This window comes from Streptomyces sp. NBC_00513, from assembly GCF_041431415.1.
Classification (GTDB): Bacteria; Actinomycetota; Actinomycetes; order Streptomycetales; family Streptomycetaceae; genus Streptomyces.
Window position 1 is genome coordinate 2398567 of the sequence record NZ_CP107845.1, and the last position, 24726, is coordinate 2423292.

The 24726-nt window shown below is 72.2% G+C and carries 20 protein-coding genes; 8 read left to right on the forward strand and 12 right to left on the reverse strand.

What is annotated here, in order from left to right:
* Window positions 1–6: 6 nt before the first annotated feature.
* From murG to rsmH, 9 genes are all read right to left on the reverse strand, one after another.
* Entirely contained in the window at window positions 7–1101 is a 1095-nt protein-coding gene (gene murG, locus OHA84_RS11300) for an undecaprenyldiphospho-muramoylpentapeptide beta-N-acetylglucosaminyltransferase (protein ID WP_053676007.1), read from the reverse strand.
* A gap of 6 nt (window positions 1102–1107) precedes the next feature.
* Window positions 1108–2487: a putative lipid II flippase FtsW gene (gene ftsW, locus OHA84_RS11305; protein ID WP_053676008.1), complete on the reverse strand. Its 1380-nt coding sequence runs from the start codon at window positions 2485–2487 to the stop codon at window positions 1108–1110.
* A gap of 68 nt (window positions 2488–2555) precedes the next feature.
* Window positions 2556–3983, reverse strand: coding sequence for a UDP-N-acetylmuramoyl-L-alanine--D-glutamate ligase (gene murD, locus OHA84_RS11310; RefSeq protein WP_053676009.1), 1428 nt, complete (start codon window positions 3981–3983; stop codon window positions 2556–2558).
* Complete coding sequence (gene mraY / locus OHA84_RS11315) at window positions 3965–5035, reverse strand: phospho-N-acetylmuramoyl-pentapeptide-transferase (protein WP_053676010.1); 1071 nt, start codon at window positions 5033–5035, stop codon at window positions 3965–3967. The genes murD and mraY overlap by 19 nt, the downstream gene beginning before the upstream one ends.
* A complete protein-coding gene (murF, locus tag OHA84_RS11320; protein WP_266971918.1) occupies window positions 5032–6456 on the reverse strand; it encodes a UDP-N-acetylmuramoyl-tripeptide--D-alanyl-D-alanine ligase in 1425 nt (474 codons plus the stop codon). Before murF ends, mraY begins: the two co-directional genes overlap by 4 nt.
* Window positions 6453–8168: a UDP-N-acetylmuramoyl-L-alanyl-D-glutamate--2,6-diaminopimelate ligase gene (locus OHA84_RS11325; RefSeq protein WP_266971916.1), complete on the reverse strand. Its 1716-nt coding sequence runs from the start codon at window positions 8166–8168 to the stop codon at window positions 6453–6455. The genes murF and OHA84_RS11325 overlap by 4 nt, the downstream gene beginning before the upstream one ends.
* Before the next feature lie 37 nt (window positions 8169–8205).
* A complete protein-coding gene (locus OHA84_RS11330) occupies window positions 8206–10230 on the reverse strand; it encodes a penicillin-binding protein 2 (protein ID WP_159041275.1) in 2025 nt (674 codons plus the stop codon).
* A 108-nt stretch (window positions 10231–10338) separates the two neighbouring features.
* A complete protein-coding gene (locus OHA84_RS11335; RefSeq protein ID WP_053676130.1) occupies window positions 10339–10773 on the reverse strand; it encodes a hypothetical protein in 435 nt (144 codons plus the stop codon).
* A gap of 77 nt (window positions 10774–10850) precedes the next feature.
* On the reverse strand, window positions 10851–11780 hold the full coding sequence (gene rsmH / locus OHA84_RS11340; protein ID WP_329448123.1) for a 16S rRNA (cytosine(1402)-N(4))-methyltransferase RsmH: 930 nt from the start codon (window positions 11778–11780) through the stop codon (window positions 10851–10853).
* A gap of 341 nt (window positions 11781–12121) precedes the next feature.
* Here rsmH and OHA84_RS11345 point away from each other — a divergent pair, with 341 nt between their 5' ends.
* The 4 genes from OHA84_RS11345 to OHA84_RS11360 all read left to right on the forward strand — a co-directional run bounded on the left by OHA84_RS11345 (window position 12122) and on the right by OHA84_RS11360 (window position 17617).
* Window positions 12122–12673 (forward strand): carbonic anhydrase, encoded by a 552-nt coding sequence (locus tag OHA84_RS11345; protein WP_053676015.1) that lies wholly within the window; start codon window positions 12122–12124, stop codon window positions 12671–12673.
* A gap of 158 nt (window positions 12674–12831) precedes the next feature.
* Window positions 12832–13842: a MoxR family ATPase gene (locus tag OHA84_RS11350; RefSeq protein ID WP_053676016.1), complete on the forward strand. Its 1011-nt coding sequence runs from the start codon at window positions 12832–12834 to the stop codon at window positions 13840–13842.
* Complete coding sequence (locus OHA84_RS11355; RefSeq protein WP_266971913.1) at window positions 13842–15206, forward strand: DUF58 domain-containing protein; 1365 nt, start codon at window positions 13842–13844, stop codon at window positions 15204–15206. Before OHA84_RS11350 ends, OHA84_RS11355 begins: the two co-directional genes overlap by 1 nt.
* Window positions 15203–17617, forward strand: coding sequence for a DUF3488 and transglutaminase-like domain-containing protein (locus OHA84_RS11360; protein WP_266971911.1), 2415 nt, complete (start codon window positions 15203–15205; stop codon window positions 17615–17617). Before OHA84_RS11355 ends, OHA84_RS11360 begins: the two co-directional genes overlap by 4 nt.
* A 273-nt stretch (window positions 17618–17890) precedes the next feature.
* On the opposite strand, the gene OHA84_RS11365 is transcribed toward OHA84_RS11360, so the two are convergent.
* The 3 genes from OHA84_RS11365 to OHA84_RS11375 are packed head-to-tail and all read right to left on the reverse strand — an operon-like array spanning window position 17891 to window position 21643.
* Entirely contained in the window at window positions 17891–18523 is a 633-nt protein-coding gene (locus OHA84_RS11365) for a TetR/AcrR family transcriptional regulator (protein ID WP_053676019.1), read from the reverse strand.
* Window positions 18524–18552: 29 nt separating this feature from the next.
* Window positions 18553–20646, reverse strand: coding sequence for a YhgE/Pip family protein (locus OHA84_RS11370; protein ID WP_266971908.1), 2094 nt, complete (start codon window positions 20644–20646; stop codon window positions 18553–18555).
* Window positions 20618–21643, reverse strand: a complete 1026-nt coding sequence (locus tag OHA84_RS11375) for an ATP-binding cassette domain-containing protein (protein ID WP_266971906.1) — start codon at window positions 21641–21643, stop codon at window positions 20618–20620. The genes OHA84_RS11370 and OHA84_RS11375 overlap by 29 nt, the downstream gene beginning before the upstream one ends.
* 266 nt (window positions 21644–21909) lie before the next feature.
* Here OHA84_RS11375 and OHA84_RS11380 point away from each other — a divergent pair, with 266 nt between their 5' ends.
* The 4 genes from OHA84_RS11380 to OHA84_RS11395 all read left to right on the forward strand — a co-directional run bounded on the left by OHA84_RS11380 (window position 21910) and on the right by OHA84_RS11395 (window position 24636).
* Window positions 21910–22416 carry an SAV_6107 family HEPN domain-containing protein gene (locus OHA84_RS11380; RefSeq protein WP_266947116.1) on the forward strand — a complete coding sequence of 169 codons (507 nt, stop codon included), beginning with the start codon at window positions 21910–21912 and terminating at the stop codon, window positions 22414–22416.
* 71 nt (window positions 22417–22487) lie between these two features.
* Window positions 22488–23246, forward strand: coding sequence for a bifunctional 2-polyprenyl-6-hydroxyphenol methylase/3-demethylubiquinol 3-O-methyltransferase UbiG (locus OHA84_RS11385; RefSeq protein WP_266947117.1), 759 nt, complete (start codon window positions 22488–22490; stop codon window positions 23244–23246).
* Between the two features lie 265 nt (window positions 23247–23511).
* Entirely contained in the window at window positions 23512–23913 is a 402-nt protein-coding gene (locus OHA84_RS11390; RefSeq protein WP_053676024.1) for a DUF3040 domain-containing protein, read from the forward strand.
* Window positions 23914–24009: 96 nt separating this feature from the next.
* Window positions 24010–24636: a DUF4126 domain-containing protein gene (locus OHA84_RS11395; protein WP_053676025.1), complete on the forward strand. Its 627-nt coding sequence runs from the start codon at window positions 24010–24012 to the stop codon at window positions 24634–24636.
* Window positions 24637–24726: the final 90 nt, after the last annotated feature.

Sequence of the window (24726 nt, forward strand, 5' to 3'; positions counted from 1 at the left end):
CCCGCCTCAGCGGGCTCTGCGTGCGGCGATGGCCTCGTAGACCAGGCCGACGAGCAGGTCGTCGGCGTCCCGGCGGCCGAACTCGGCGGCGGCGCGGGACATCTCGTAGAGGCGGTGCGGGTCGGCGAGCACCGGGAGGACCTGACTGAGCACCCATTCGGGCGTCAGCTCCGCGTCGTCCACGAGCAGGCCGCCACCGGCCTTGACCACCGGCTGGGCGTTGAGCCGCTGTTCACCGTTGCCGATCGGCAACGGTACGTAGGCGGCGGGCAGCCCGACGGCGGAGAGTTCGGCGACGGTCATCGCACCCGCGCGGCACAGCATCATGTCGGCGGCGGCGTACGCGAGATCCATCCGGTCCACGTACGGTACCGGCACATAAGGCGGCATCCCGGGCATGTTGTCGACACGCGGCAGTTCGTTCTTCGGCCCGACGGCGTGCAGGATCTGGATCCCGGAGCGCTGGAGGGTCGGAGCGACCTGCTGGATCACCTCGTTGAGGCGCCGTGCGCCCTGCGAGCCGCCGGAGACCAGCAGCGTCGGCAGGTTGGGGTCCAGGCCGAACGCGGCGCGCGCCTCGGGGCGCACGGCGGCCCGGTCCAGGGTCGAGATGGACCGTCGCAGCGGGATGCCCACGTAGCGGGCCCCCCGCAGCTTGCTGTCCGGGGTGGACACGGCGACGGCGTGCGCGTACCGGGAGCCGATCTTGTTGGCCAGTCCGGGCCGGGCGTTGGCCTCGTGGACGATGATCGGCACCCCGAGCCGCTTGGCGGCCAGGTAGCCGGGCAGCGCCACGTAGCCGCCGAAGCCGACCACGCAGTCGGCCTTGGTGCGCGTGAGGATCTCCTCGGCCGCCTTGATGGTGCCGCGCAGCCGTCCCGGGACGGTGATCAGCTCAGGGGTGGGCTTGCGGGGCAACGGTACGGCGGGGATCAGGCCCAGCTCGTAGCCGCGTTCCGGCACCAGGCGGGTTTCCAGTCCGCGCTCCGTGCCGAGGGCGGTGATGCCCACTGAAGGGTCCTGCCTGCGCAGGGCGTCCGCGAGGGCGAGCGCCGGCTCGATGTGGCCGGCGGTCCCCCCACCGGCGAGTACGACATGCACCGAAATTCACCGCTCTCCGGACGGACGCTTCTTGACGCGCCGTCTCATCGACTTCCATCTCAGCCCGATCCGCGGCCGGCCGGTCTTCGGCTGCCGCATCGCGAGTGCCGCGCGCGCCGCCGGCTCCTCACGCGCGAAGGCGATGAGCAGTCCGACCGCGAACATGGTCGGCAGCAGGGCCGACCCTCCGTAGGAGAACAGCGGGAGCGGGACCCCGGCGATCGGCAACAGGCCGAGCACCGCACCGATATTGATCACGGCCTGCGCCGTGATCCATGTGGTCACGCCTCCCGCGGCATACCGTACGAAGGGGTCCTCCGTGCGTCCGGCCACGCGGATACCCGCATAGCCTAGAGCCGCGAACAGGGCGAGCACCGACAGCGTCCCCGCCAGACCCAGTTCCTCGCCGGTGATGGCGAAGATGAAGTCGGTGTGGGCTTCCGGTAGTTGGCCCCATTTTTCCACACTGGCACCCAGCCCGGAACCGAACCATCCCCCGGACGCGAGGGCGTAGGTTCCGTGGACGGCCTGCCAGCAAAGGTCGTTCTTGCCCGGTTCTGTCGCACCGAGGCAGGCGAGCCGGTCCATCCGGTGCGGACTCGTCCTGATCAGCAGTGCGATGATCACACCCGCGAACGCGAGAACGCCCACGAACATCCGGGTGGGCGCGCCCGCCAGCCAGAGCAGGCCGAAGAGGATGGCCCCGAGAATCATCGCGGTGCCCATGTCGCCGCCGAGCATGATGAGTCCGAGCAGCAGGAAGGCGACCGGGACCAGCGGCACCAGCAGGTGCTTCCACTGGCTCAGCAGCCCCTTGTCGCCCTTGCGGGCCAGCAGGTCGGCCCCCCACAGGATCAGCGCCAGTTTGCCGAACTCGCTGGGCTGGAGCATGAACGGGCCGCCCAGGGAGAGCCAGTTCCGGTTGCCGTTGATCGACACTCCTATCCCGGGGAGCTGTACCAGGACCATCAGGAAGAGGGTCCCGGCCAGCACCGGGTAGGACAGGGCCCGGTGGAGCTTGACGGGCATGCGGGAGGCGGCCAGCAGCAGGACGGCGCCGATGACGGCCGCGAGGAACTGCTTCTTGAAGAAGTACGCGTCTCCCAGGCCGAGCTGGAGCGCCTTGATCATGGAGGCCGAGTAGACCATCACGAGGCCGAGCACGGTGATCAACAGCGAGCTGCCGAAGATCAGGTAATACGCCGTGAGCGGACGGTCCCAGGCTTTGCGCAACTGCTGTTGCGTACGCCGGAGCCCGGCGAGCGGCCCCCGCCCGCCGGGCCGCTTCCCACCGATCACCGGGCGCTTGCGCCCCTGCGCCTTGACGGCCTTGACGGCCTTCGCCGCGGACGGCCGCCGCCCCGGCAGTACTTGCTTGGCCGGCATCTGTGATCTTCCCCTCCACTCGTGCGAGGCGAGCAGCCGGTCGGGAAGGACACCTGCCCTGGTTCGACCTAGGCGCTCTCGGCGGCCAGTTCGCGCACCGCGTCGGCGAATGCGTCCCCACGCTCGTTGTAGTTCGCGAACATGTCCATCGAGGCACAGGCAGGTGCCAGCAGGACCGTGTCGCCGCGCTCGGCGAGACGGGCCGCTTCCCGGACCGCCGCGAGCATCGCCCCAGTGTCGGTCCGGTCGAGGTCCACGACGGGTACCTGCGGGGCGTGTCGCGCCAGCGCGTCCGCGATCAGGGCCCGGTCGGCACCCATCAGGACCACGGCCCGCAGACGCGCGGCCGACTTCCGCACGAGCTCGTCGAAGGTCGCGCCCTTGGCGAGGCCGCCGGCGATCCACACGACCGGCTCGAAGGCCGCCAGGGAGGCCTCCGCCGCGTGGGTGTTGGTGGCCTTGGAGTCGTCGATGTACGTGACCCCGTCCACCTCGTCCACGTGCGCGACCCGGTGGGCGTCCGGCCGGAAGTCCCGCAGGCCGTCGCGGACCGCGCGCGGTTCGACGCCGAAGGCGCGGGCCAGGGCCGCCGCGGCGAGCGCGTTGGCGATGTTGTGCGGGGCGGGCGGGTTGACGTCCTCGACCTGCGCGAGTTCCTGGGCGTTCTTCTGCCGGTTCTCCACGAAGGCCCGGTCCACCAGGATCCCGTCGACCACGCCCAGCATGGAGGGGCCGGGGGCGCCGAGGGTGAAGCCGATCGCCCGGCAGCCCTCCTCGACGTCGGCTTCCACGACGAGGTCCTCGGTGGCCCGGTCGGCGACGTTGTAGACGCAGGCCACCGTGTTGCCCTCGTAGATGCGGCCCTTGTCGGCGGCGTACGCCTCCATCGAGCCGTGCCAGTCGAGGTGGTCGGGGGCCAGGTTGAGGACGGCCGCCGAGTGGGCGCGCACGGAGGGCGCCCAGTGGAGCTGGTAGCTGGAGAGCTCGACGGCGAGGACGTCGTACGCCTCGCCGCCGGTCACCACGTCGATGATCGGGGTGCCGATGTTGCCGACGGCCGCGGTCTTGAGACCCGCGGCCCGCAGGATCGACGCGAGCATCTGGGTGGTCGTCGTCTTGCCGTTGGTGCCGGTGATCGCGAGCCAGGGGGCCGCGTCGGGGCCCCGCAGGAGCCAGGCGATCTCCACGTCCCCGACGACCTCGACACCGACCTCGGCGGCCGCGGCGAACAACGGGCTGTCGGGCTTCCAGCCGGGCGAGGTGACGACCAGATCGGTGCCCTCGGGCAGGGTCGTGGCGTCCGCGAGGCGCACGGAGATGCCCGCCGCCTCCAGCTCCGCCGCCCGGGCCCGGTGGCCCTCGCTGTCGCCGCCGTCGACGACGGTCACCGAAGCGCCGAGGCCGGCCAGGGCGCGGGCGGCACTGATGCCGCTCACGCCGAGGCCGGCGACGGTGATGTTCTTGCCGTGCCAGGAGGTCACTTGTCGGCTGCCCATCCCGCGTAGAAGAGACCGAGACCCACGATCACGCACATGCCCTGGATGATCCAGAAGCGGACCACCACGAGGACCTCGGACCACCCCTTGAGTTCGAAGTGGTGCTGGAGTGGCGCCATCCGGAAGACACGCTTGCCGGTCAGCTTGAAGGAGCCGACCTGGATGACGACCGACATCGTGATGAGCACGAAGAGGCCGCCGAGGAGGGCCATCAGGAACTCCGTGCGGGAGCAGATGGCGAGGCCGGCGAGCGCGCCGCCGAGCGCCAGCGAACCGGTGTCACCCATGAAGATCTTGGCGGGCGAGGTGTTCCACCACAGGAAGCCGAAGCAGGCTCCCATGAGGGCGGAGGCGACGACCGCGAGGTCCAGCGGGTCGCGCACCTCGAAGCAGGCGGCCGGGTTGGTCAGGGTCTGCGCGTTGGCGCAGGACTCCTGGTACTGCCAGACGCCGATGAAGGTGTAGGCGCCGAAGACCATCACGGCGGCGCCGGTGGCCAGTCCGTCCAGGCCGTCGGTCAGGTTCACGCCGTTGGACATCGCCAGGATCATGAACAGGGCCCAGACGACGAACAGCACCGGACCGAGCGCCCAGCCGAAGTCCGTGACGAACGACAGCTTGGTCGAGGCCGGGGTCAGCCCCTTCGAGTCCTTGAACTGGAGGGCGAGCACCGCGAAGGCGATGCCGACGATCAGCTGGCCGGACATCTTGGCCTTGGCCCGCAGACCGAGCGAGCGCCTCTTGACGATCTTGATGTAGTCGTCGAGGTAGCCGACCAGTCCCATGCCGGCCATCAGGAAGAGGACGAGCAGTCCGGAGAAGCTCACCTCTTCCCCGGTGATGACCTTCGTCAGGGCGTACGCGATGAGCGTCGCCAGGATGAAGGAGATGCCACCCATGGTGGGTGTGCCCTTCTTCCCGGCGTGGCCGCGGGGGCCGTCGTCGCGGATGAACTGGCCGTAGCCCTTGCGGGCCAGCAGCTTGATCAGGAGAGGGGTGCCGATGAGGGTCAGGAACAGACCGATCACACCGGCGAAGAGAATCTGCCTCATCGGTCGGCGACCTCGCCCTCGCGCTCCAGCAACGCAAGCGCGACCCGCTCCAGGCCGATCGACCTGGAAGCCTTCACCAGCACGACGTCACCCGGGCGCAGTTCACTGCGCAACAGGTCGACCGCCGCCTGCGCGTCGGACACGAGCACCGACTCCTCACCCCACGAACCCTCGTTATATGCGCCCAGTTGCAGCCAGGACGCTTCCCTGCCCCCGACTGCGACGAGCCTGCTCACGTTGAGCCGGACGGCGAGCCGTCCCACCGCGTCGTGCTCGGCCAGCGATGCGTCACCCAACTCGGCCATGGGACCGAGCACCGCCCACGTGCGTCCCCCGTCGGCCCTCGCGGAGCCGCCCATCGCGGCAAGCGCGCGCAGAGCGGCCCGCATGGACTCGGGGTTCGCGTTGTAGGCGTCGTTGACGATCGTCACGCCGTCCGCTCGCTCGGTGACCTCCATCCGCCACCGGGACAACGTGCCCGCCCCGGAGAGCGCGGTGGCGATCTCCGGAGTGGACATGCCCAGTACATGGGCGACGGCGGCCGCGGCGAGCGCGTTCGACACGTGGTGCTCACCGTACAGCCGCAAGGTCACATCGCCGCACCCGGAGGGTGTGTGGAGTGTGAAGGCGGGCGTTCCCCCGGCCGTCATCCGTACGTCCGTGGCCCGGACGTCGGCGTCCTCGGCCTCGCCGAAGAGGACCGTACGGGCCTTCGTGCGGGCGGACATGGCGCGCACGAGCGGGTCGTCGGCGTTCAGGACGGCGACGCCCCCGTCGGCCTCGGACGGCAGGGCCTCGACCAGTTCGCCCTTGGCCTGGGCGATCTGCTCGCGGCCGCCGAACTCCCCGATGTGGGCGGTGCCGACGTTGAGGACCAGGCCGATGCGCGGCGGGGTCAGGCCGGTGAGGTAGGCGATGTGGCCGATCCCGCGGGCACCCATCTCCAGCACCAGGTGCCGGGTGTCCTCGGTGGCCTTGAGGGCGGTGAGCGGCAGGCCGATCTCGTTGTTGAGGGAGTCGGGCGTCCACACGGTGGGTGCGTGCTGTTGCAGCACCTGGGCGATGAGGTCCTTGGTGGAGGTCTTGCCGGCCGAGCCGGTCAGGGCCACCACGTCGGTGCCGAGGCGTTCGACGACGGCGCGGGCGAGGGCGCCGAGCGCCTTCTCCACGTCGGGGACGACGATCGCGGGTACGCCGACGGGGCGGGCGGCGAGGACGGCGGTGGCGCCGGCCGCGACCGCGCGCTCCGCGTAGTCGTGGCCGTCGACGTGCTCGCCCTGGAAGGCGGCGAACAGGCTGCCGGCCTCCACCTGACGGGAGTCGATGACCACGGCCCCGCTGATCCGCACCGCCGGATCCGGTATGTCGTGGGGCCGCCCGCCGGTGATGTCGGCGATCTCGGCGAGGGAAAGGGCGATCACTGGTTCACCTCGGCCTGCGTGGTTGCGTGGTGCGGGGCCTCGGTGCGCGCCTCGATGGCCGCGCGCAGGACCTCGCGGTCGTCGAAGGGGCGTACGACGCCCGCGGTGTCCTGGCCCTGTTCGTGGCCCTTGCCCGCGACCAGCACCGTGTCACCGGGCCGGGCGCTCGCGACGGCCGCGGCGATGGCCGCGGCCCGGTCGGCGTCGACGAGGACGGCGCCGCGTTCGGCGGGGGGCACGGACACGGCGCCCTCGAACATCGCGGCCAGGATGGCGAGGGGGTCCTCGGAGCGCGGGTTGTCGGAGGTGAGCACGGCGACGTCGGCGAACCGCGCGGCCGCGGCGCCCATCGGGGCCCGCTTGGTGGTGTCGCGGTCGCCGCCGCAGCCGAGCACGATGTGCAGCCGGCCCTCGGTGACCTCGCGCAGGGCGCGCAGCACCGATTCGACGGCGTCGGTCTTGTGGGCGTAGTCGACGACGGCGAGGAACGGTTGTCCCGCGTCGACGCGTTCCAGCCGGCCGGGCACCCCGGGGACCGCGGCGACGCCGTCGGCGGCGGTCTGCGGGTCGATGCCGGCGGCGGCGAGGGTGACGATCGCGGCGACGGTGTTGGCGACGTTGAACGGGCCGGGCAGCGGCGCGGTGGCGCGTACGCGCTGTCCGTCCGGGCCGACGAGGGTCAGCGTGGAGTCGGCGGCCCCCAGGACCACGTCCTCGGCGCGCCAGTCGGCGGCCGGGTCGCCCGTGGCCGAGAAGGTGACGATCGGGATCGTCGCCTCCTTGGCGAGGCGGCGGCCGTACTCGTCGTCGGCGTTCACCACTCCGAGGCGGGCGCGGCGCTCGGTGAAGAGCTGCGCCTTGGCCTGGAAGTAGTCCTCCATGTCGGAGTGGAACTCCATGTGTTCCGGGCTCAGGTTGTTGAAGACGGCGACGTCGAAGACGCAGCCGTCGACCCGGCCGAGCACGAGTGCGTGGCTGGAGACCTCCATGGCCACGGCCTCGACCCCGCGTTCGCGCATGACGGCGAACAGGGCCTGGAGGTCGGTGGCCTCGGGGGTGGTGCGCTCGGACTTGATGCGTTCGTCGCCGATGCGCATCTCGACGGTGCCGACGAGGCCGGTGGCCCAGCCGGCGGCGCGCAGGCCGCCCTCGACCAGGTACGCGGTGGTGGTCTTGCCGGAGGTGCCGGTGATGCCGAGCTGGAGGAGGGCCTCGCCCGGCCGGCCGTAGATCGCGGCGGCGAGCTCTCCCATGCGGGCGCGCGGGTCGGCGACGGCGAGCACCGGCAGTCCGGTCGCCGCGGCGCGTTCGGCGCCGGCGGGATCGGTCAGCACGGCGGCGGCGCCGAGGGCGGCCGCCTGGGCCGCGAAGTCCGCGCCGTGCGCCTTGGCGCCGGGGAGGGCCGCGTAGAGGTCGCCGGGGCGCACCGCACGGGAGTCGTGCGTGATGCCGGTGATCCGCGGACCCGTCGGCTCGCCGGCGGCTTCGAGGTCCACCAGGGCCGCGAGCTCGGGCAGCGGGGTGGGGCGCACGGACACGGGGCGGGGCGCTCCCGGCGGCGCTGCCGGGGCGTCTTTCCGGGTGGTTCTGGGCTGATCAGCGTGGGACACGGCGGTGAGCGTACCGGGCGCGGTGGCCCCGTCGCGAAGCGAGGTCCCGGCCGCGGGGCCGGTGGCCGACTGGTTCCCGGGTTTGGGGGTGATCGTTGTCACTGATGGTGCCTCACGCTTTTCTGGCTGGGCGGCGGGTTCACTGGCCGGGCTGCGGGCCTGGCCGGGTACTGGGCTGCGGTGCGGGCTGCGGGCCCGGTTCGAAGGTGACCGGCAGTCCGGCGGGGGCGGTGCCGGTGGGGGCGATCCGGAGGGTCTTGAGGGCGAACTCCATGACCTTCTTGTAGATGGGTCCGCAGATCTGGCCGCCGAAGTAGCTGCCCTTGGTGGGGTTCTGGATGGCGCAGTACACGGTGACGCGCGGGCTGTCGGCGGGCGCGAAGCCGGCGAACGAGGCGGTGTAGCCCTTGTAGCGGCCGGTGGCCGGGTCGACGCGGTTGGAGGTGCCGGTCTTGCCGCCGACGCGGTAGCCGGGGATGCGCGCCTTGGTGCCGGTGCCGTCCTGGTCGTCGACCACGGATTCGAGCATGGCGGCGAGGGTCTTGGCGGTGCCCTGGCTGATCACCTTGGTCTGCTCGGGGGCGGGGGCCGGGGTGAAGCGGCCGTCGGGTCCCCTGCTGCCGCGGACCAGGGTCGGCTCGATCCGGACGCCGCCGTTGGCGATGGTGGAGTACACGGAGGCCGCCTGGACGGCGTTGAGGGAGAGGCCCTGGCCGAAGGGGATCGTGTACTGCTGGGACGTGGACCAGGCCTCGGGCCTGGCGAGGATGCCGCGGGTTTCGCCGGGGTAGTCCAGGCCGGTGGGCTGCCCGATGCCGAACTTGGTCAGGTACCCGTACAGGACCTTGTTGGCCTCGGGCTGGGTGGCGCCGAGCCGGCCGGTGGCCAGGATGGTGCCGATGTTCGAGGACTTGGCGAGCACCCCGTTGAGGGTCAGGTACCAGGTGGGGTGGTCCACGTCGTCCTTGAAGAGGCGGTCGCCGCGGTGGAGGCGGTTGGGGACCTCGACGGGGGTCGCCGGGGTGGCCTTCTTCTCCTCCAGGACGGCGGCCATCGACATCACCTTGGCGGTGGAGCCGGGCTCGTACACGTCCTGGAGGGCGGCGTTGCCCATGGCGGTGGAGCGGGCCTTCGACAGGTCGTTGGGGTCGAAGCCGGGGGCGTTGGCCATGGCCAGCACCTCGCCGGTGCGGGTGTCCTGCACGACGACGTAGCCGCGGTCGGCGCCGGACTTCTCGACCTGTTCGGCGATGGCGCTCTGCGCGGCCCACTGGATGTCGCGGTCGATGGTCAGCTCGATGTCCTCGCCGGGCACCGCGGCCTTCTCGCTGGACTCGGCGGTGGGGACGCGGCGGCCGCCGGACTGGGCGTAGGTGAGGCTGCCGTCCTTGCCGGAGAGCTTCTTGTCGAGGGAGGACTCCAGGCCGCCGCCGCCCTTGCCCTCGGCGTTGACGTAACCCAGTATCCCGGCGGCGAGGTCGCCGTTCGGGTACACGCGCTTGCTGCTGTCCTCCTTGAACACGCCCGCGATGACGTTGGCGCCGGGGCCGTTGTTGCGCTTGTCGGCGGCCGCCTTGTCCGCGAAGACCTTCTTGAGGTCCTTGATCTGGTTCCAGACCTGGGGGGTCTGGCGGCGGGCGAGGATGACGTAGCGGGAGTTCTTCGTCTCCAGGAGCTTGGCAATCTCCTTGGCGTCCTTGCCGAGGATCGGCGCGAGGAGGGCCGCGGCCTGCGCGGGGGCGTCCGGGGCCTTGCTCTCCTGCGCGGTGAACATCTTCGGGTCGGCGGTGATGTCGTACGCGTCGACGCTCGTGGCCAGTGCCACGCCCTTGCGGTCGGTGATCTCCCCGCGTTCGGCGGCAAGGGTGTAGCTGGTGAAGCGGTTCTCGGAGGCCTTGGCGGAGTAGGCGGAGGCGTCGACGGCCTGTACCTGGAGCAGCCGCACCACGAAGGCGATCATGACCAGGGTCAGTCCGACGCCGACGAGGCGCAGGCGGGGTTTGGGGTTCCCGAGCCTGATGGTGTGGGCCGTGCGGGCCGGGACCGGCCTGCGGGTGGCGGGGCGGGACGCGGGACGCGCCGTGGCCCTGGCCCGGTCACCGCCGGTGGGCCGGGGCCGGCCGGGGCCCGGCACCCGCCGCCGGGGCGGCTCCTGGGGGCTCACGCGGCCACCGCCGGCACGGCTCGGACGGCGGCTCCGGCCGGGGCGCCGCCCGGCGTACGAGGCGGGGGCGGGCTGGGGGGAAGCCCCGCGGGGGTCCGCGTCACGACGTCACCTTCCAGGGGTCTGGCTGGGCTGGGGGGTCCCGCTCGCCGCGGACGGGTTCGGCGCGGGCGGCCCGCTCGTCGCGGCGGACGGGGCGCCGGAGGGCGCTGCGGACACCGCGGGCTGCGCGACCGGCGCGGGGGACGGCGGGGGCGGCGCCTGCGCCTGCGAGGCGGTGCCCGCGACCTTCCCGTCCGGGCCGATGAAGACGGGGCTGCCGCCCGGCACCAGGCCCAGTTCGTGCGCCCGTCGCTGGAGCGCGTCGGGGGCCGAGTAGCCGTCCACGTCCCGCTGGAGTGCCTGCTCCTCGTCGGTCAGCACGAGGGTCTCCTTCTTCAGCTGCGTGAGCTGGAAGGAGCCCTGGTTCAGCGCGGAGTTCAGCAACAGCAGGCTGATCAGGCCGCCGCCCAGCAGGGCGACGACCAACAGCACGAACGGCATCCGGGCCGCCTGACCCGCTCCGCTCCCCGCTCCGGCGCCGGCGGCGACGCCGGGCCGCAGCCGTCCTCCGCGCTTGATCACAGTCGCGCCTCGCGGATCCGTTCGACTCCGCGGCACCGGGCGGGAGCCGCCCGCCGGTTCTCGGCGATCTCCTCCTCCGTGGGGAGCTCGGCGCCGCGCGTGAGGAGTTTGAGCTTGGGCTGGTACTTCTCCGGCACCACCGGCAGTCCGGGGGGCGCGGTGGAGGCGGCGCCCGCCGCGAAGACCTGCTTGACCAGCCGGTCCTCCAGCGAGTGGTACGACAGCACCGCGATCCGGCCGCCGACCGCGATCCGGTCCACGGCCGCGGGGATGGCCCGCTCCAGGCCGGACAGCTCGCCGTTGACCTCGATGCGCAGCGCCTGGAAGGTGCGCTTGGCCGGGTTGCCGCCGGTGCGCTTCGCCGCCTGGGGCAGCGAGTCGCGGATCAGTTCGACCAGCCGGGCGCTGTTGGTGAAGGGTTCCTTCTCCCGCTCCCGGACCACGGCGGAGACGATGCGTTTGGCCTGCTTCTCCTCGCCGTACTGGCGCAGGATGCGGACCAGCTCGCCGGGGGCGTAGGTGTTGAGGACCTCGGCGGCGCTGATGCCGGTCGTCTGGTCCATGCGCATGTCGAGCGGGGCGTCCTGGGCGTACGCGAACCCTCGGTCGGCCTCGTCCAGCTGCATCGAGGAGACGCCCAGGTCGAAGAGGATGCCCTGGACCGCGGGGATGCGCAGTCCGTCGAGCACCTCGGCCAGGTCGGCGTAGATCGCGTGGACGAGGGTGACCCGGTCGCCGAAGGGCGCGAGGCGCTCCCCGGAGAGCCGCAGGGCCTCCTTGTCTCGGTCGAGGCCGATCAGGTGGGCCTCGGGGAACCGGGTCAGCAGGGCCTCGCTGTGGCCGCCGAGACCGAGGGTGCAGTCGACTACGACGGCCCCCGGCCTCTCCAGCGCCGGGGCCAACAGGTCCAGGCACCGCTGGAGCATCACCGGGACGTGTCGGGACTCGCTAGTCAAAGCGCCCTCTCAGATAACGGCGCGGCAGGCGTACGCCGCGCCGCGCACGCGGAGTTTTACCAGGGGGCCGGGCGGCCGGTGAGGGCCGGGCTCCGGCCGGTTCGCGTCACTTTAGTGCAACGGTCCCCGCGGTCAACGAACCGCCCGGCGCGCCGTCCGCTCCGCTCGCACGGAACCCGCTAATGCCGCGAATCACCCGAACAGCCGCATCCTGCCCACCCTTGTGGGTTAGCTCACAACAAGGCCGGTTGACCTTCTTTGTCCCTCCTCACTCCATGCCTCCCCCAGCGGTGCCCATTAACGTCTAAGGCATGACGACTTCCGCATCCCTGCCCGCAGAATCCGCAGCCCAGGCGTCCGCCGGTGGGTCCGTCACCGACCGGCTGGTCGAGGCGAACCGTCGCTACGCCTCCGCGTTCGGCGATCCCGGTATGGACGCCCGCCCGGTGCTCCAGGTCGCCGTCGTGGCCTGCATGGACGCCCGCCTCGACCTGCACGCCGCCCTCGGTCTGAAGCTGGGCGACTGCCACACGATCCGCAACGCGGGCGGTGTGGTCACCGACGACACGATCCGTTCGCTCACCATCAGCCAGCGGGCGCTGGGCACCCGCGCGGTCATACTCATCCACCACACCGGCTGCGGTCTCGAAAGTCTGACCGAGGACTTCCGGCACGAGCTGGAGGACGAGGTCGGCCAGCGCCCCGCCTGGGCCGTCGAGGCCTTCCGGGACGTGGACCAGGACGTGCGCCAGTCCATGCAGCGGGTTCGGACGAACCCCTTCCTGCCCTTCCGCGACGATGTGCGAGGCTTCGTCTTCGACGTGCACACCGGGCTCCTGCGGGAGATCGATCCCGCCTCTTGAGTGACACAAGGCCGTAACGCCGTCAAGAATGCGGGGTGACGCCACCCGGGAGTGTTCCCGGGCCGGCGTCCGCACTCTCGCGATGCAGAGGTGTCGGGGTGGGCCGGTTCATGCGTCAAGAGCGTGATCGGCCCGGAACAAGGGCCGAGGAGAACAAGGTGACCACGTATGACGACCGAGCGAGCCTCGCGGATCTGACCAGCACTGCGGAGCGGGTCCGCCACTCGGTCGAGAGCGTGATCGAGGGCAAGCCGGAGGTCGTCCGTCTCGCGCTGACGGTCCTGCTCGCGGAGGGGCACCTGCTGATCGAGGACGTGCCCGGCGTCGGCAAGACCATGCTGGCCAAGACGCTCGCCAAGTCCATCGACTGCTCGGTGCAGCGCATCCAGTTCACGCCGGACCTGCTGCCGTCCGACATCACCGGCGTCAGCATCTACGACCAGCAGCGCCGCGAGTTCGAGTTCAAGCCCGGCGCGATCTTCGCCCAGATCGTCATCGGCGACGAGATCAACCGCGCCTCCCCCAAGACCCAGTCCGCGCTGCTGGAGTCGATGGAGGAGCGCCAGGTCACCATCGACGGCACGACCTACACGCTGCCGACCCCCTTCATGGTGGTCGCCACCCAGAACCCGGTGGAGATGGAGGGCACCTACCCGCTCCCCGAGGCCCAGCGCGACCGCTTCATGGCCCGCGTCTCGGTCGGCTACCCCAGCCCGGAGGCCGAGCTCCAGATGCTGGACGTGCACGGCGGGCTCTCCCCGCTGGACGACCTCCAGGCCGTCGCGCACGCCCACGACATCGTCAAGCTGATAGAGGCCGTCCGCGAGGTGTACGTGGCCGAGCCCGTACGCCGCTACGTGGTCGACCTGGTCTCCGCCACCCGCAGCCACCCGGACCTGCGCCTGGGCGCCTCGCCCCGCGCCACCCTGCACCTGCTGCGCGCCGTGAAGGCGTCCGCCGCGCTGGCCGGCCGGGACTACGTCCTGCCCGACGACGTCCAGGCGCTGGCCGCCCCGGTCCTCGCGCACCGGCTGCTGCCGACCGCGCAGGCACAGCTGAACCGGCGGACCGCCGAGCAGGTCGTCGCCGACATCCTCCAGCGCACCCCCGTGCCGGCCGCGCACGCACGCGGCGAGATGCCGCCCGGCGCGGGCATCCGGGGCTTCTGATGAGCGCCGGTGCCCCGAGCGGCGCCGGTGGCGCGGGGCGGGGCGGGACCGGTCTGCGCGCCTCGCTGTCGGGACTGACCACGCGCGGCCGCTCGTTCCTGGCCGCCGGGATCGCGGCCGCCGCGTGCGCGTACGTACTCGGACAGGGCGAGCTGCTCCGGGTCGGACTGCTGCTGGCCCTGCTCCCCCTGATCTGTGTCGTCGCCCTGCACCGCACCCGCCACCGGGTCTCCGGCAGCCGCCGGCTGACCCCGGGCCGGGTGCCCGCGGGCGGTGAGGCCAGGGTGCAGCTGCGCATGGACAACACCTCCAGGATGCCCACCGGGCTGCTGATGCTCCAGGACCGGGTGCCGTACGTGCTGGGGCCCCGGCCCCGCTTCGTCCTGGACCGGGTCGAGCCCGGGGGGCGCCGCGAGGTGTCCTACCGGGTCCGCTCCGACCTGCGCGGCCGCTACCCGCTGGGCCCGCTCCAGCTCCGGCTGACCGACCCCTTCGGGATGGTCGAGTTGACCCGTTCCTTCAGCACGTACGACACCCTCACCGTCATCCCGCGCACCGAGGCCCTGCCCGCGGTCCGCCTGACCGGCGAGGCCAACGGCCACGGCGACGGCAGCCGCCGCTCCCTGGCCCTGGCCGGGGACGACGACGTGATCCCGCGCGAGTACCGGCGCGGCGACGACCTGCGTCGGGTGCACTGGCGCTCCACCGCCCGCTACGGCGAGCTGATGGTGCGCCGCGAGGAGCAGCCCCAGCGCATCAAGGCCACGGTCCTGCTCGACACCCGGGCGGACGCCTACCAGGGCGCCGGCCCGGACTCCGCCTTCGAGTGGGCCGTGTCGGGGGCCGCCTCCACCCTGGTGCACCTGCTGGAGCAGGGGTTCTCGGTGCGGCTGCTGACCGACAACGGCACCTCGGTCCCCGGCGACGCCGCCGGCGGCTTCTCCTCCGGCGGGCACGATCCCGCCGAGGCGGCCGGGCTGATGCTGGACACCCTCGCGGTCATCGGGCACTCCGACGAGAGCGGGCTGTCCAAGGCCCACGACGCGCTCCGCGGCGGCGGAGCGGGCGGAGGCTTCGGCGGGGCGGGCTCCGACGGGCTCCTCATCGCCTTCCTCGGCGACCTGGACGACGTACAGACCGAGATGGCGAGCAGGATGCGGCAGCGCAGCGGGGGCGCGGTGGCGTTCGTGCTGGACTCCGCGGCCTGGACGGGCGGGCCCTCACGGGTCGAGACACGGCTGGGCCGGCTGCGCGACGCGGGCTGGACGGCACTGGCCGCCCCGCCCGGGGTGGCCTTCGGCGATCTGTGGCGGCAGGCCGGGAACGCTCCGCTCGGCACGGCGACTTCCGGAGGTTGGGGATGAGCGGGCGCGCACGACTGACGCTCTTCGCGATGCTGGCCACACTGCTGACCTCCTGGTCGCTGGCCCCGCTGGTGGAGTCCTCCGGCTGGCTGGTGCAGGCGGCGGTACTGCTCGGCGTGCAGAGCGCCGTGGGGGCCGGGGCCCGGCGGATCCCGCTGGCGCGGTCACTGACGGTGGCGGCGCAGCTCCTGGTGACACTGCTGCTGCTCGCCTTCCTCTTCGCGGGGAAGGCCGAGTCGCCCTCCGGCGGGCTGTCGGGCTACCTGCTCACGGACTTCGGGTCGCTGTTCCGGCAGGGGGTGCGCGATGTCGGCGAGTTCGCCATACCGGCGCCGCTGACGGACGGCATCCGGCTGCTGCTGCTCTCCGGGGTGCTGCTGATCGGTCTGCTGGTGGACATGCTGGCCGTCACGATGCGGACGGCCGCGGCGGCCGGGCTGCCGCTGTTGGCGCTGTACTCGGTGGCCGCCGGGCTGTCGGCCGGTCAGGGCGGCGCCTGGTTCTCCTTCCTGTTGGCGGGCTGCGGCTTCCTGATGCTGCTGTTGACCGAGGGGCGGGACCGGCTCGCGCAGTGGGGCCGGGTCTTCGGCGCGGCGCCGGGCGGGCGCGTCTCGGCCGCTTCCGGATACGGGGGCGGCAAGGACGGCACCCGCGCCGTGGCCCCGGTGCGCACCGGCCGGCGGATCGGTGTGGTCACGCTCGGTCTGGCGCTGGCCGTGCCGGCGGTGCTGCCGTCGCTCGGCGGCGGCATGCTGGGCTCCGGGGACGACGGCGGTGCGGGCAACGGCGCGGGCGGCGGGACGATCTCGGCGGTGAACCCGCTGGTGTCGCTCCAGGGCAGCCTGAACGCGCAGGACAACCGGGTGGTGCTGCGGTACCGCACGGACAGTCCCCAGCAGTCCGAGCAGTACCTGCGCATCCTCGCGCTCGACGAGTTCAACGGGGTCAAGTGGGAGGCCTCCGGGCGTCCCCTGACGGATGTGCCGGAGAGGTTGCCGAACCCGCAGGGTCTCGGCGGTGAGGTGCGCCAGAACGCGGCCGAGGTGCGGACGACCGTGTCGGCGGCCCAGACGTACGCGCAGCGCTACCTGCCGATGCCGTACCCGGCGACGCAGGTGGACATCGGCGGGAAGTGGCGGTTCGAGCCGGCCGGCCGGACCCTGGTCGGGGACCAGTTGGGCAAGGACCGCTTCCAGAACGTGCAGGGCGCCCAGTACACGGTGCGCAGCCTGCTGCTCCAGCCGACGGCCTCGCAGTTGCGCGACGCCCCCGAACCGGACCCGGCGGTCCGGTCCGAGTACACGAAGCTGCCGCCCAACCTGCCGCCGGTCGTCGCCGAGACGGCCCGGAAGGTCACCCGGGGCGCGACGGACGACTACACGCGGGCGGTCCGGCTCCAGGACTTCTTCGCGGTGAGCGGCGGGTTCCGCTACGACACCACGGTGAGCTCCGGTTCGGGTTCGCAGGCCATCGCCCGGTTCCTGAACGACAAGGAGGGCTTCTGCGTCCACTTCTCGTTCTCGATGGCGGCGATGGCCCGCTCGCTGAACATCCCGGCGCGGGTCGCGGTCGGCTTCACCCCGGGCTCCAAGCAGGCCGACGGCAGCGTGAACGTGTCGCTGCGGGACGCGCACGCGTGGCCCGAGCTGTACTTCGAGGGCGTGGGCTGGACCCGGTTCGAGCCGACCCCCCGGTCCGGCATCTCGGTACCGGACTACAGCCGGGCCGCGCAGCCGACCGCGCAGCCGTCCGCCCCGGCGGCGCTGCCCTCGCCGGGCGCGTCGGCGCCTTCGGCGGCCCCGTCGAAGGCGGAGGACTGCCCGCCGGAGCTGAAGAAGCTCGGCGAGTGCGGCGGGCCCGTGCTCTCGCAGGGCGGGAACTCCGACGGTGGGGTGACGCCGCTGTCGGTCCTGGGCTGGACGGCCGCGGGGGTCCTCGTCCTGGGTCTGCCGCTGCTGCCGCTGCTGTGGCGGCGCAGGATCCGGACGCGGCGGCTGGCGGCCGGCGACGTGCTGCTCGCCTGGCGCGAGTTGGGCGACGCGGCCTGGGACGTGAACATCCCGCCGGACGAGGCCCTGTCCCCCCGCCGGGCGGCGGGGCGGGTGGTCGTCCTGGGCCGGCTGGAGGACGAGGCGGCGCAGGCCGTGCACCGGGTCGCGGGCGCGGTGGAACGGGCGCTGTACGCCCCGCCGGGCGCGGACACCTCGTACGAGGGTCTGGCGGACGACGTCCTGCTGGCGAGTGCCGCGCTGCTCGCGACCGTGTCGCGGGGCACCCGGGTACGGGCCCTGTTGCTGCCCCGTTCCCTGGTTCGGCTCTCCTGGGCCGCTTCGACCCGCTGGTCGGGCGTGACCGCCCGGGGCGCGGCGCTGTCCGGTCGGATCCGGCTCCCGCTGCGCGACCGGGGCTGAGCCGGGGCCGCCGGCCCCTCGGGGTCGGCCCCGGACGGAAGTACGCGAAAACGCCGGTGCGGCCGGGCTCGTTCCCCCCGAGCCCCGCCGCACCGGCGTTCGTGTCGCGCCGGGTCCCCCGGATCCCGGCGAGGGACGAGGGCCCGGTCCGTGCCCCCAGTCTGCTGTGTGCGCAGGTGGGAACCCATCCGTACTCGTACTCATCCGGAGGGCTGGGTACGGATACTCAGTCTCTATGCCGGGACCGTCCCCGGCGGCACCGCCGACCGGGGGTCAGCGGCTGCCGCTCACCCGGCCGCGCAGCAGCAGCGACAGCGCCGAGTGGACGTCGTCCAGGGACCGCTCGCTCTGGAAGGACTGCCAGTCCAGCGCGGCCACCAGCACCATGCCCACCATCGCGGCCGCCGTCAGCGGCACGTCGATCTCGGCGCTGAGCTCGCCCCGCTCGACCCCTTCCCGCAGGACGTCCTCCACCACCGCCACCGCCTCGCGGCGGACCACCATCAGCGTGGACTGCCACGTGCGGTTGGTCCGCCAGAGTTCGGCGACGTACAGCTGGGTGAAGGCCGGGTACCGGTCGATGAAGACCAGGCCCGCGCGGATCATCGCGTCGAGCGCCTCGATCCGGGTGCCGCCGCGCGCCTCCGTCTCCTCCGCCGCCGTCCGCAGCGAGACGGTCAACAGCCCCACCCCGTGCCGCAGCAGCTCCTCGAAGAGGTCGTTCTTGCTCGCGAAGTTGTAGTAGACGGTGCCCTTGGCCACGCCCGCCCGTTCGGCGATCTCGTCGACCGTGGTCGCGGAGAAGCCCTGCTCGGCGATGAGGGTGACGGCCGCTTCGTAGAGCTTCTGCCGGGTGGCCTGACGTCGACCGCCGCCGGCGGCGGTACCGGTGCTGCTGCTTTCCATGGCGCTGATTCTCACAGGTCAACAGCTCTCTACAGGCTCAGTTCCGGGTGCAGTCGACTCATCGTCCACACCTGCTTGCCGCGGGCGGCCAGCGCGGTCAGGCCCAGGGCTCCGACCGTGAAGGCCAGCAGGACCAGGGATCCCTGCCACACCGGGGCGAGGTCGCCGCCGGTGATGAGGCGGCGCAGGCTCTCGACGACGTACGACATGGGCAGGTACGGGTGGATCCAGTTGAAGAAGGCGGGGCTGGTCTGAACGGGGTACGTGCCGCCCGCCGAGGTCAACTGGAGCATCAGGACGGCGAGGACCAGGATGCGTCCGGCCGCCCCGAACTTGGCGTTGAGCCACTGGACGATCGCCGCGAAACAGCCGGTGACCAGCATCAGGAAGGCGATGGTGAGCGCGGGCCGGGCCATCTCCAGGCCGAGGCCCGGGGCCCAGTGGAGCACCGACATCAACAGGGCGACCTGCGCGAAGCCGATGCCGGCCACGGGCAGCCAACCCGCCAGGGCGACCCGCCAGGGCGAGGCGCCGGCGGCCAGTGCCCGTCGGTTCAGCGGGGCGATCAGCATGTAGGCGACCATCGCGCCGACCCACAGGGAGAGCGGGATGAAGTACGGGGCGAAGCCGGTGCCGTAGTTGGGCGCCTTGTGGAGGGACTGGTTGGCGAGCCGGACGGGGTCGGCCATGACCTGGGTGCGGGCGTCGCGGGCCTGCTGGTCGTAGTCCGGGATCTTGCCGGCGCCGTCGTGCAGGCCGCCGGCGAGTTCGCCGCTGCCGTCGACCAGCTTGTACATGCCGCTGTCGAGGGTGTGCGCGCCGTCCCCGAGCTTGCCGACGCCCTCGGTGAGGGCGCCGGAGCCGGTGAAGGCGGTGCCGAGGCCGGTGTGCAGCTGCGTCATGCCGGAGGCGACCTTCTGGGCGCCGGTGTTCAGGGCGTTGACCTTGGCGACGGCCGTGTTGAGGTCGGAGGACAGGCCGGGTGCCTTGTCGGCGAGTTCGCGGGCCTTGTTCTCCAGGTCGCCGAGCTGACGGCGGAGCTTGCCCATGTCGGTGCCGGAGGCCTTGACGACGTCGTTGACGTCACCGGCCAGCAGGGCGCCCTCGGCGGTGTCGTCCTTGATCCGCTTCAGGTCGGGGCAGGAGGCCAGGTGCGGCTCGGCGCCCGGGGTGACGCAGTGGGCGGTGTAGTACTTGTCCGCTCCCGTCGCGGCCCGCTGGGTGACGGCGGCGGCGGCCGGGGCGTTCTTGGCGAAGGAGTCCAGGTGCTTGTTGACCACCTGGGCGGTGTCCGCGACGAGTTCGGCGGTGGCGGCCAGGGACTTCGGGTCGCTGACGAAGGGCTTCGCCTTGGCGGCGGCCCCGTTGACCTTGTCGGCGAGGGTCTGGGTGCCGGCCGCGAGGTCCTTCGAACCGGTCTCCAGCTGCCCGGCGGCCGTGTTCAGCTTCTTCAGCCCGCCGTTGAGCTCGCCCGTCTTCTCCTTGGCCGTGTCGAGGCCGTCGGCGAGGTCCTTGGCGCCCTGCTTGGCCTTGCCGGCGCCGTCCTTGAGCTTGTCGGCGCCGTCGGCGGCCTCGGCGGTCTTGTCGTGCAGGTCGGAGAAGTTGACGAAGATCTTGTCGAGGAATCCGCGGGAGGCGTTGGTGGACGCCGCGGAACGGACCTCGGAGAAGACGGTCTTGGAGATCGAGCCGACGATGTAGTTGTTCGCGTCGTTCGTCCGGACCTGGAGCGCCCCGGTGGTGGGGTCGGCGCCGGAGCTGGAGGCGATCTTCGCGCTGAAGTCGGCGGGCATGGTCAGGGACAGGTAGTACTTCCCCTCCTCCAGACCCTCGGCCGCCTTGTCGGCGTCGACCTCGCGCCAGTCGAAGGTCTTGCTGTCGCGCAGCTTCTTGGTGATCTCGTCACCCGCGGCGAGGTGCTTGCCGTCCACGGTGGCGCCGCGGTCGGAGTTGACGAGGGCCACGGGAACCTTGCCGAGGTTCCCGTAGGGGTTCCAGAAGGACCAGAGGTACAGGGCTCCGTAGAGCAGCGGCAGGAGGAGCAGCGCGACGAGAGCGGCCCGGGGCAGCTTCCCCCGCCCGAACCGCTTCAGCTCAAGCGCGGCGAGCTTCGGCGAGCGCATCGTCCGTCCCCTTCGTGTCGTCGTCGGTGGTGGTGGCCGGCTCGTTGCCGGTGGCGGCCGTGTCCTTGTCGGTGGCGGCCGTGTCGCCGTCCTCGCCGGTGTCGGGCTCGGCCTCGGCTTCCGGCTCGGCCCCGGGCTCGGCTTCCGGCTTGGCTTCCGGCTCGGGCTCGTCCGTCGGCTCCGGCTTGCTCTCGGGCTTGGCTCCCCAGGTGATCGCGTGTTCCGCGCCGCCGCCCGACCGGACGGCCGGGGCGGGTGGGGCCTTGGCCTCGGCGCTCGGCACGGCGGTGGGTTCGACCGCGGTCGCGACCGTGCGCAGCACCAGGACCCCCTCCGGCGCCTCGTCGCACACCGCGAGGACGGTGGTCCCCCGGTCGGCGATCGAGCGGAGCAGCGCCCACAGTTCGGCGCGCTCGGCGGTGGAGAGCTTGAGGTCGGTGTCGTCGAGGGCCAGCAGTCGGGGCCCGCCCAGCAGGGCGATGGCGACGGACAGCCGGACGGCCTCCAGCCGCTCCAGGTCGCGGACGGAGGTACGCGGTCCCTTGGGCAGGGTCGCCAGGTCGAGACCCGCGGCCGCGAGGGCCTCCTCGATCCGGGTCGCGGTGGCGGCACGGCGCTCTCCGCGCGGTCGGAACAGGGCCCGCACGGGACCCTCGTAACGGCGCTGGAGCATGGCCCCCTCGCGCAGTTGCTCGGCGACGGTGAGCGCCTCGTCGAGGTCGTTGACCCCGGGGACGTGCCCGAGGGCGGCGATCCGCCGCACCGCGCTCATCTTCTTCGGCAGCGAGTGCCCGCCGATCTCGGCCCGGCCCTCGGAAGGCTTCATCCGGCCGGTGAGGGCGAGGAGCAGGCAGGTCCGGCCGCTTCCGGAAGGACCTTCCAGCGCGATGAGCGAGCCGGGCGCGGCGTCGATCCCCACTCCCCGGAAGACCCAGCCTCGCGGGCCCTTGAGTCCGAAGTCCTCGGCCGTGACGGCCGCTCCGTGTGGGCTCTCCACGCCGCCTCCCCCTCCTTTTGAACTGACTGGTCAGTTCAAAAACTAGCAGGTTCCGCGGGATCCGGTTGCGGCAAGGGGGGTGAAGATCCCCAGCCGGGGGTAAAAGTGCAGGTCACCGGGATTGTCAGTGGCGGGGGTCACGATGGACTCACGCAGCGCGACAACGCGGCGGGCAACACAGCACCACCCGAACGGCGGTACCCGAAAAGGCAGTACCCGAGCAGTACCCGGCATCAGAAGCAGCACGCATCGACAGGAGGTTCGTCATGGCCACACCGTCCCCGTCCCCTGTCCACCCCGTCCCGAGGAAAGCGTCGGCACCGCCGGCCGCCCTCGATCTGCTCGCCAAGGCCCACCGCGGCCTGACCGAGGCGGTCGCACTGTCCCGGCCCAACGAGCGCTACGCCACCGCACACCTCGCGGCGCTGCGCGCGGCAGCGGCCGTGCTGGCCGCGCGCGTACGGCCCGAACCGGTCAACCCGCGCCGGCGGCCCCGGATCCGCAGCGCGTGGGAGGTGCTGCCGGAGATAGCGCCGGAGCTGACGGAGTGGAGCGCCCTGTTCGCCTCGGGCGCCGACCGTCGGGCCCGGGCCGAGGCCGGCATACCGGACGCCGCGACGGGCCGGGAGGCCGACGACCTCGTCCGCGAGGTCGGGATGTTCCTGCGCCTGGTCGAGCGGATGCTGTCCCTGCGACCGGTGACCCCGGCCGCCGCACAGGGCCTGCCCACGACCCTGCCGCAGCCGCGGCCGGAGCGTCCGCACGCGGGATGAGCTGGTCGGCGGCCTGAGGCAATAGGGTGGGCACGCCCGCTCACCCTTACCGCGTCGAGGAGCCATCAGTCGTGTCGGACACTTCCCGCCCCCGTGCCTCCCTCCGCACCGCCGTGGTGTGGGAGGTCCTCAAGGAGGCCCTCGACCGCCGGGTGAAGGCGACCGGGCGGGACGTGCTGGAGGTGCTGGACACCGGTGGCGGCACCGGCAAGTTCGCCGTCCCGGTGGCCCGACTGGGCCACCGGGTGACGGTGGTCGACCCCAGCCCGAACGCACTGTTCGGACTGGAACGCCGGGTCTCCGAAGCCGGTGTCGCCGACCTGGTGCGCGGGGTCCAGGGCGACGCCCAGGGCCTGCTGGACGTCGTCGATCGGGACGCCTACGACGTGGTGCTCTGCCACGGCGTGCTGGAGTACGTGGACGACCCTGCCGAGGGCGTGGCCAATGCCGTCGCGGCCCTGCGACCGGGCGGGATCCTGAGCCTGCTCGGCGCCGGACTCGGCGGGGCCGTGCTGGCCCGCGCGCTGGCGGGGCACTTCACCGAGGCTCGGACCGCCCTCACCGACCCGGCGGGTCGTTGGGGATCCGGCGACCCGGTCCCGCGCCGCTTCACCGCCGAGCAGCTCACCGAGCTGGTGGGTGGAGCCGGCCTGGAGGTCGGCGCGGTGCACGGTGTACGGATCTTCGCTGACCTCGTCCCCGGTGTCCTGGTCGACACCGAGCCCGGCGCGGTGGAGGCGCTGCTGCGTCTGGAGGAGGCCGCCGCCGAGCTGCCCGCCTTCCACGCGGTGGCCACGCAGTTGCACATTCTGGGCGAGAAGAGCGCCTGATCTGCGGCGCGTCCGCGCACACGGATCCACGGACACCCTGTGAACCGGCCGCCGGCCCCGTATGATCGAGGACACCGGTCGGCATGGCGGACGGACCATTGGGGAATAAGCGCCTCAGTGACCGCACAGGCGACGGTACGGTTTGTACGCAGGGCATTTTTCGAACGTGGCGTAGAGGGCGGGTATCACGGGGGCGATTCCCCGCCTATCCTGAAGGGGACCCCTGGTCGCTACCCTTCGCGACCGACGGATGAGGAGGACTCCCGTGCCGCTCTCGGAGCACGAGCAGCGAATGCTCGAGCAGATGGAGCGAGCGCTGTACGCCGAAGATCCCAAGTTCGCGACAGCGCTTGAGGGAAGCGGACTGCGCACGTACACCCGGCGACGGGTTTACCAGGCAGTCGCAGGCATTGTGGTGGGTATCGCGCTCCTCATGACCGGTGTGATCGTGCCGAACGTGCTCTGGATCAGCGTGGTGGGCTTCCTCGTCATGCTGGGCTGTACGGTTCTCGTGGTCACCGGTTGGCGCAAGGCACCCAAGCCTGGCGAGCAGCCCGTCTCCGACAGTGCAGGCGGTTCGGCCCGTGGCCGGAACCGACAGCGTCGGTCGATGATGACCCGCATCGAGGAACGGTGGCAGCGCCGCCGTGACGAACAGGGGCAGTAGCCCCACAGGACATGAGCGAGGGGACGGTCGCCGACGGGCGGCCGTCCCCTCGCCGTTCCGCCGGACGGATCACCCGTCCTGCGGCATGATGACCGAATGACTGTGCTGCCCCTGGTCTTCACCAGTGGCTGGGCCAGCGGGATCAACGCCTACGCCGTGGTCCTCCTGCTCGGCATCTTCGGCGCGACCGGGCTCACGGACGAGGTCCCGGAGTCGTTGCAGCGCCCCGACGTCCTGATCGTCGCCGGCGTGCTGTTCCTCTGCGAGGCGGTGGCCGACAAGATCCCCTACGTGGACTCGCTGTGGGACACCCTGCACACCGTGATCCGTCCGGTGGCGGGTGCGGTGGTCGGGGCCCTGCTGGCCGGGCAGAGCGGTTCGCTCCCCGACCTGGCCGCCGGGGCCGTCGGCGGTTCCACCGCGCTGGCCAGCCACTTCGTCAAGGCCGGCACCCGGATGGCGGTCAACACCTCACCGGAGCCGTTCACCAACATCGCCCTCAGCACCGCCGAGGACCTCGGTGTGGCGGGCATCGTCACCTTCGCCATGTTCAACCCCCAGGCCGCCGCGATCATCGCGGCCGTGCTGCTGGCGGCCGGCCTGGCGATGCTCTTCTTCCTCTGGAGCCGGATCCGCCGCTACCGAAGGCGGCGGGCCCAACGCCGCGAGGAAAAGCGGATGGCCGCCGAGTTGCGTCAGACCTCCGGCGCGCCACCGCCCTGACCGTCGCGCGCCGGCGCCGGCCGGGCCCCGCCGCCCGCCCTGACCTCGTACGACCTCGCCGACCCGGCCCCCGGTTCGCTCGATAGGCTC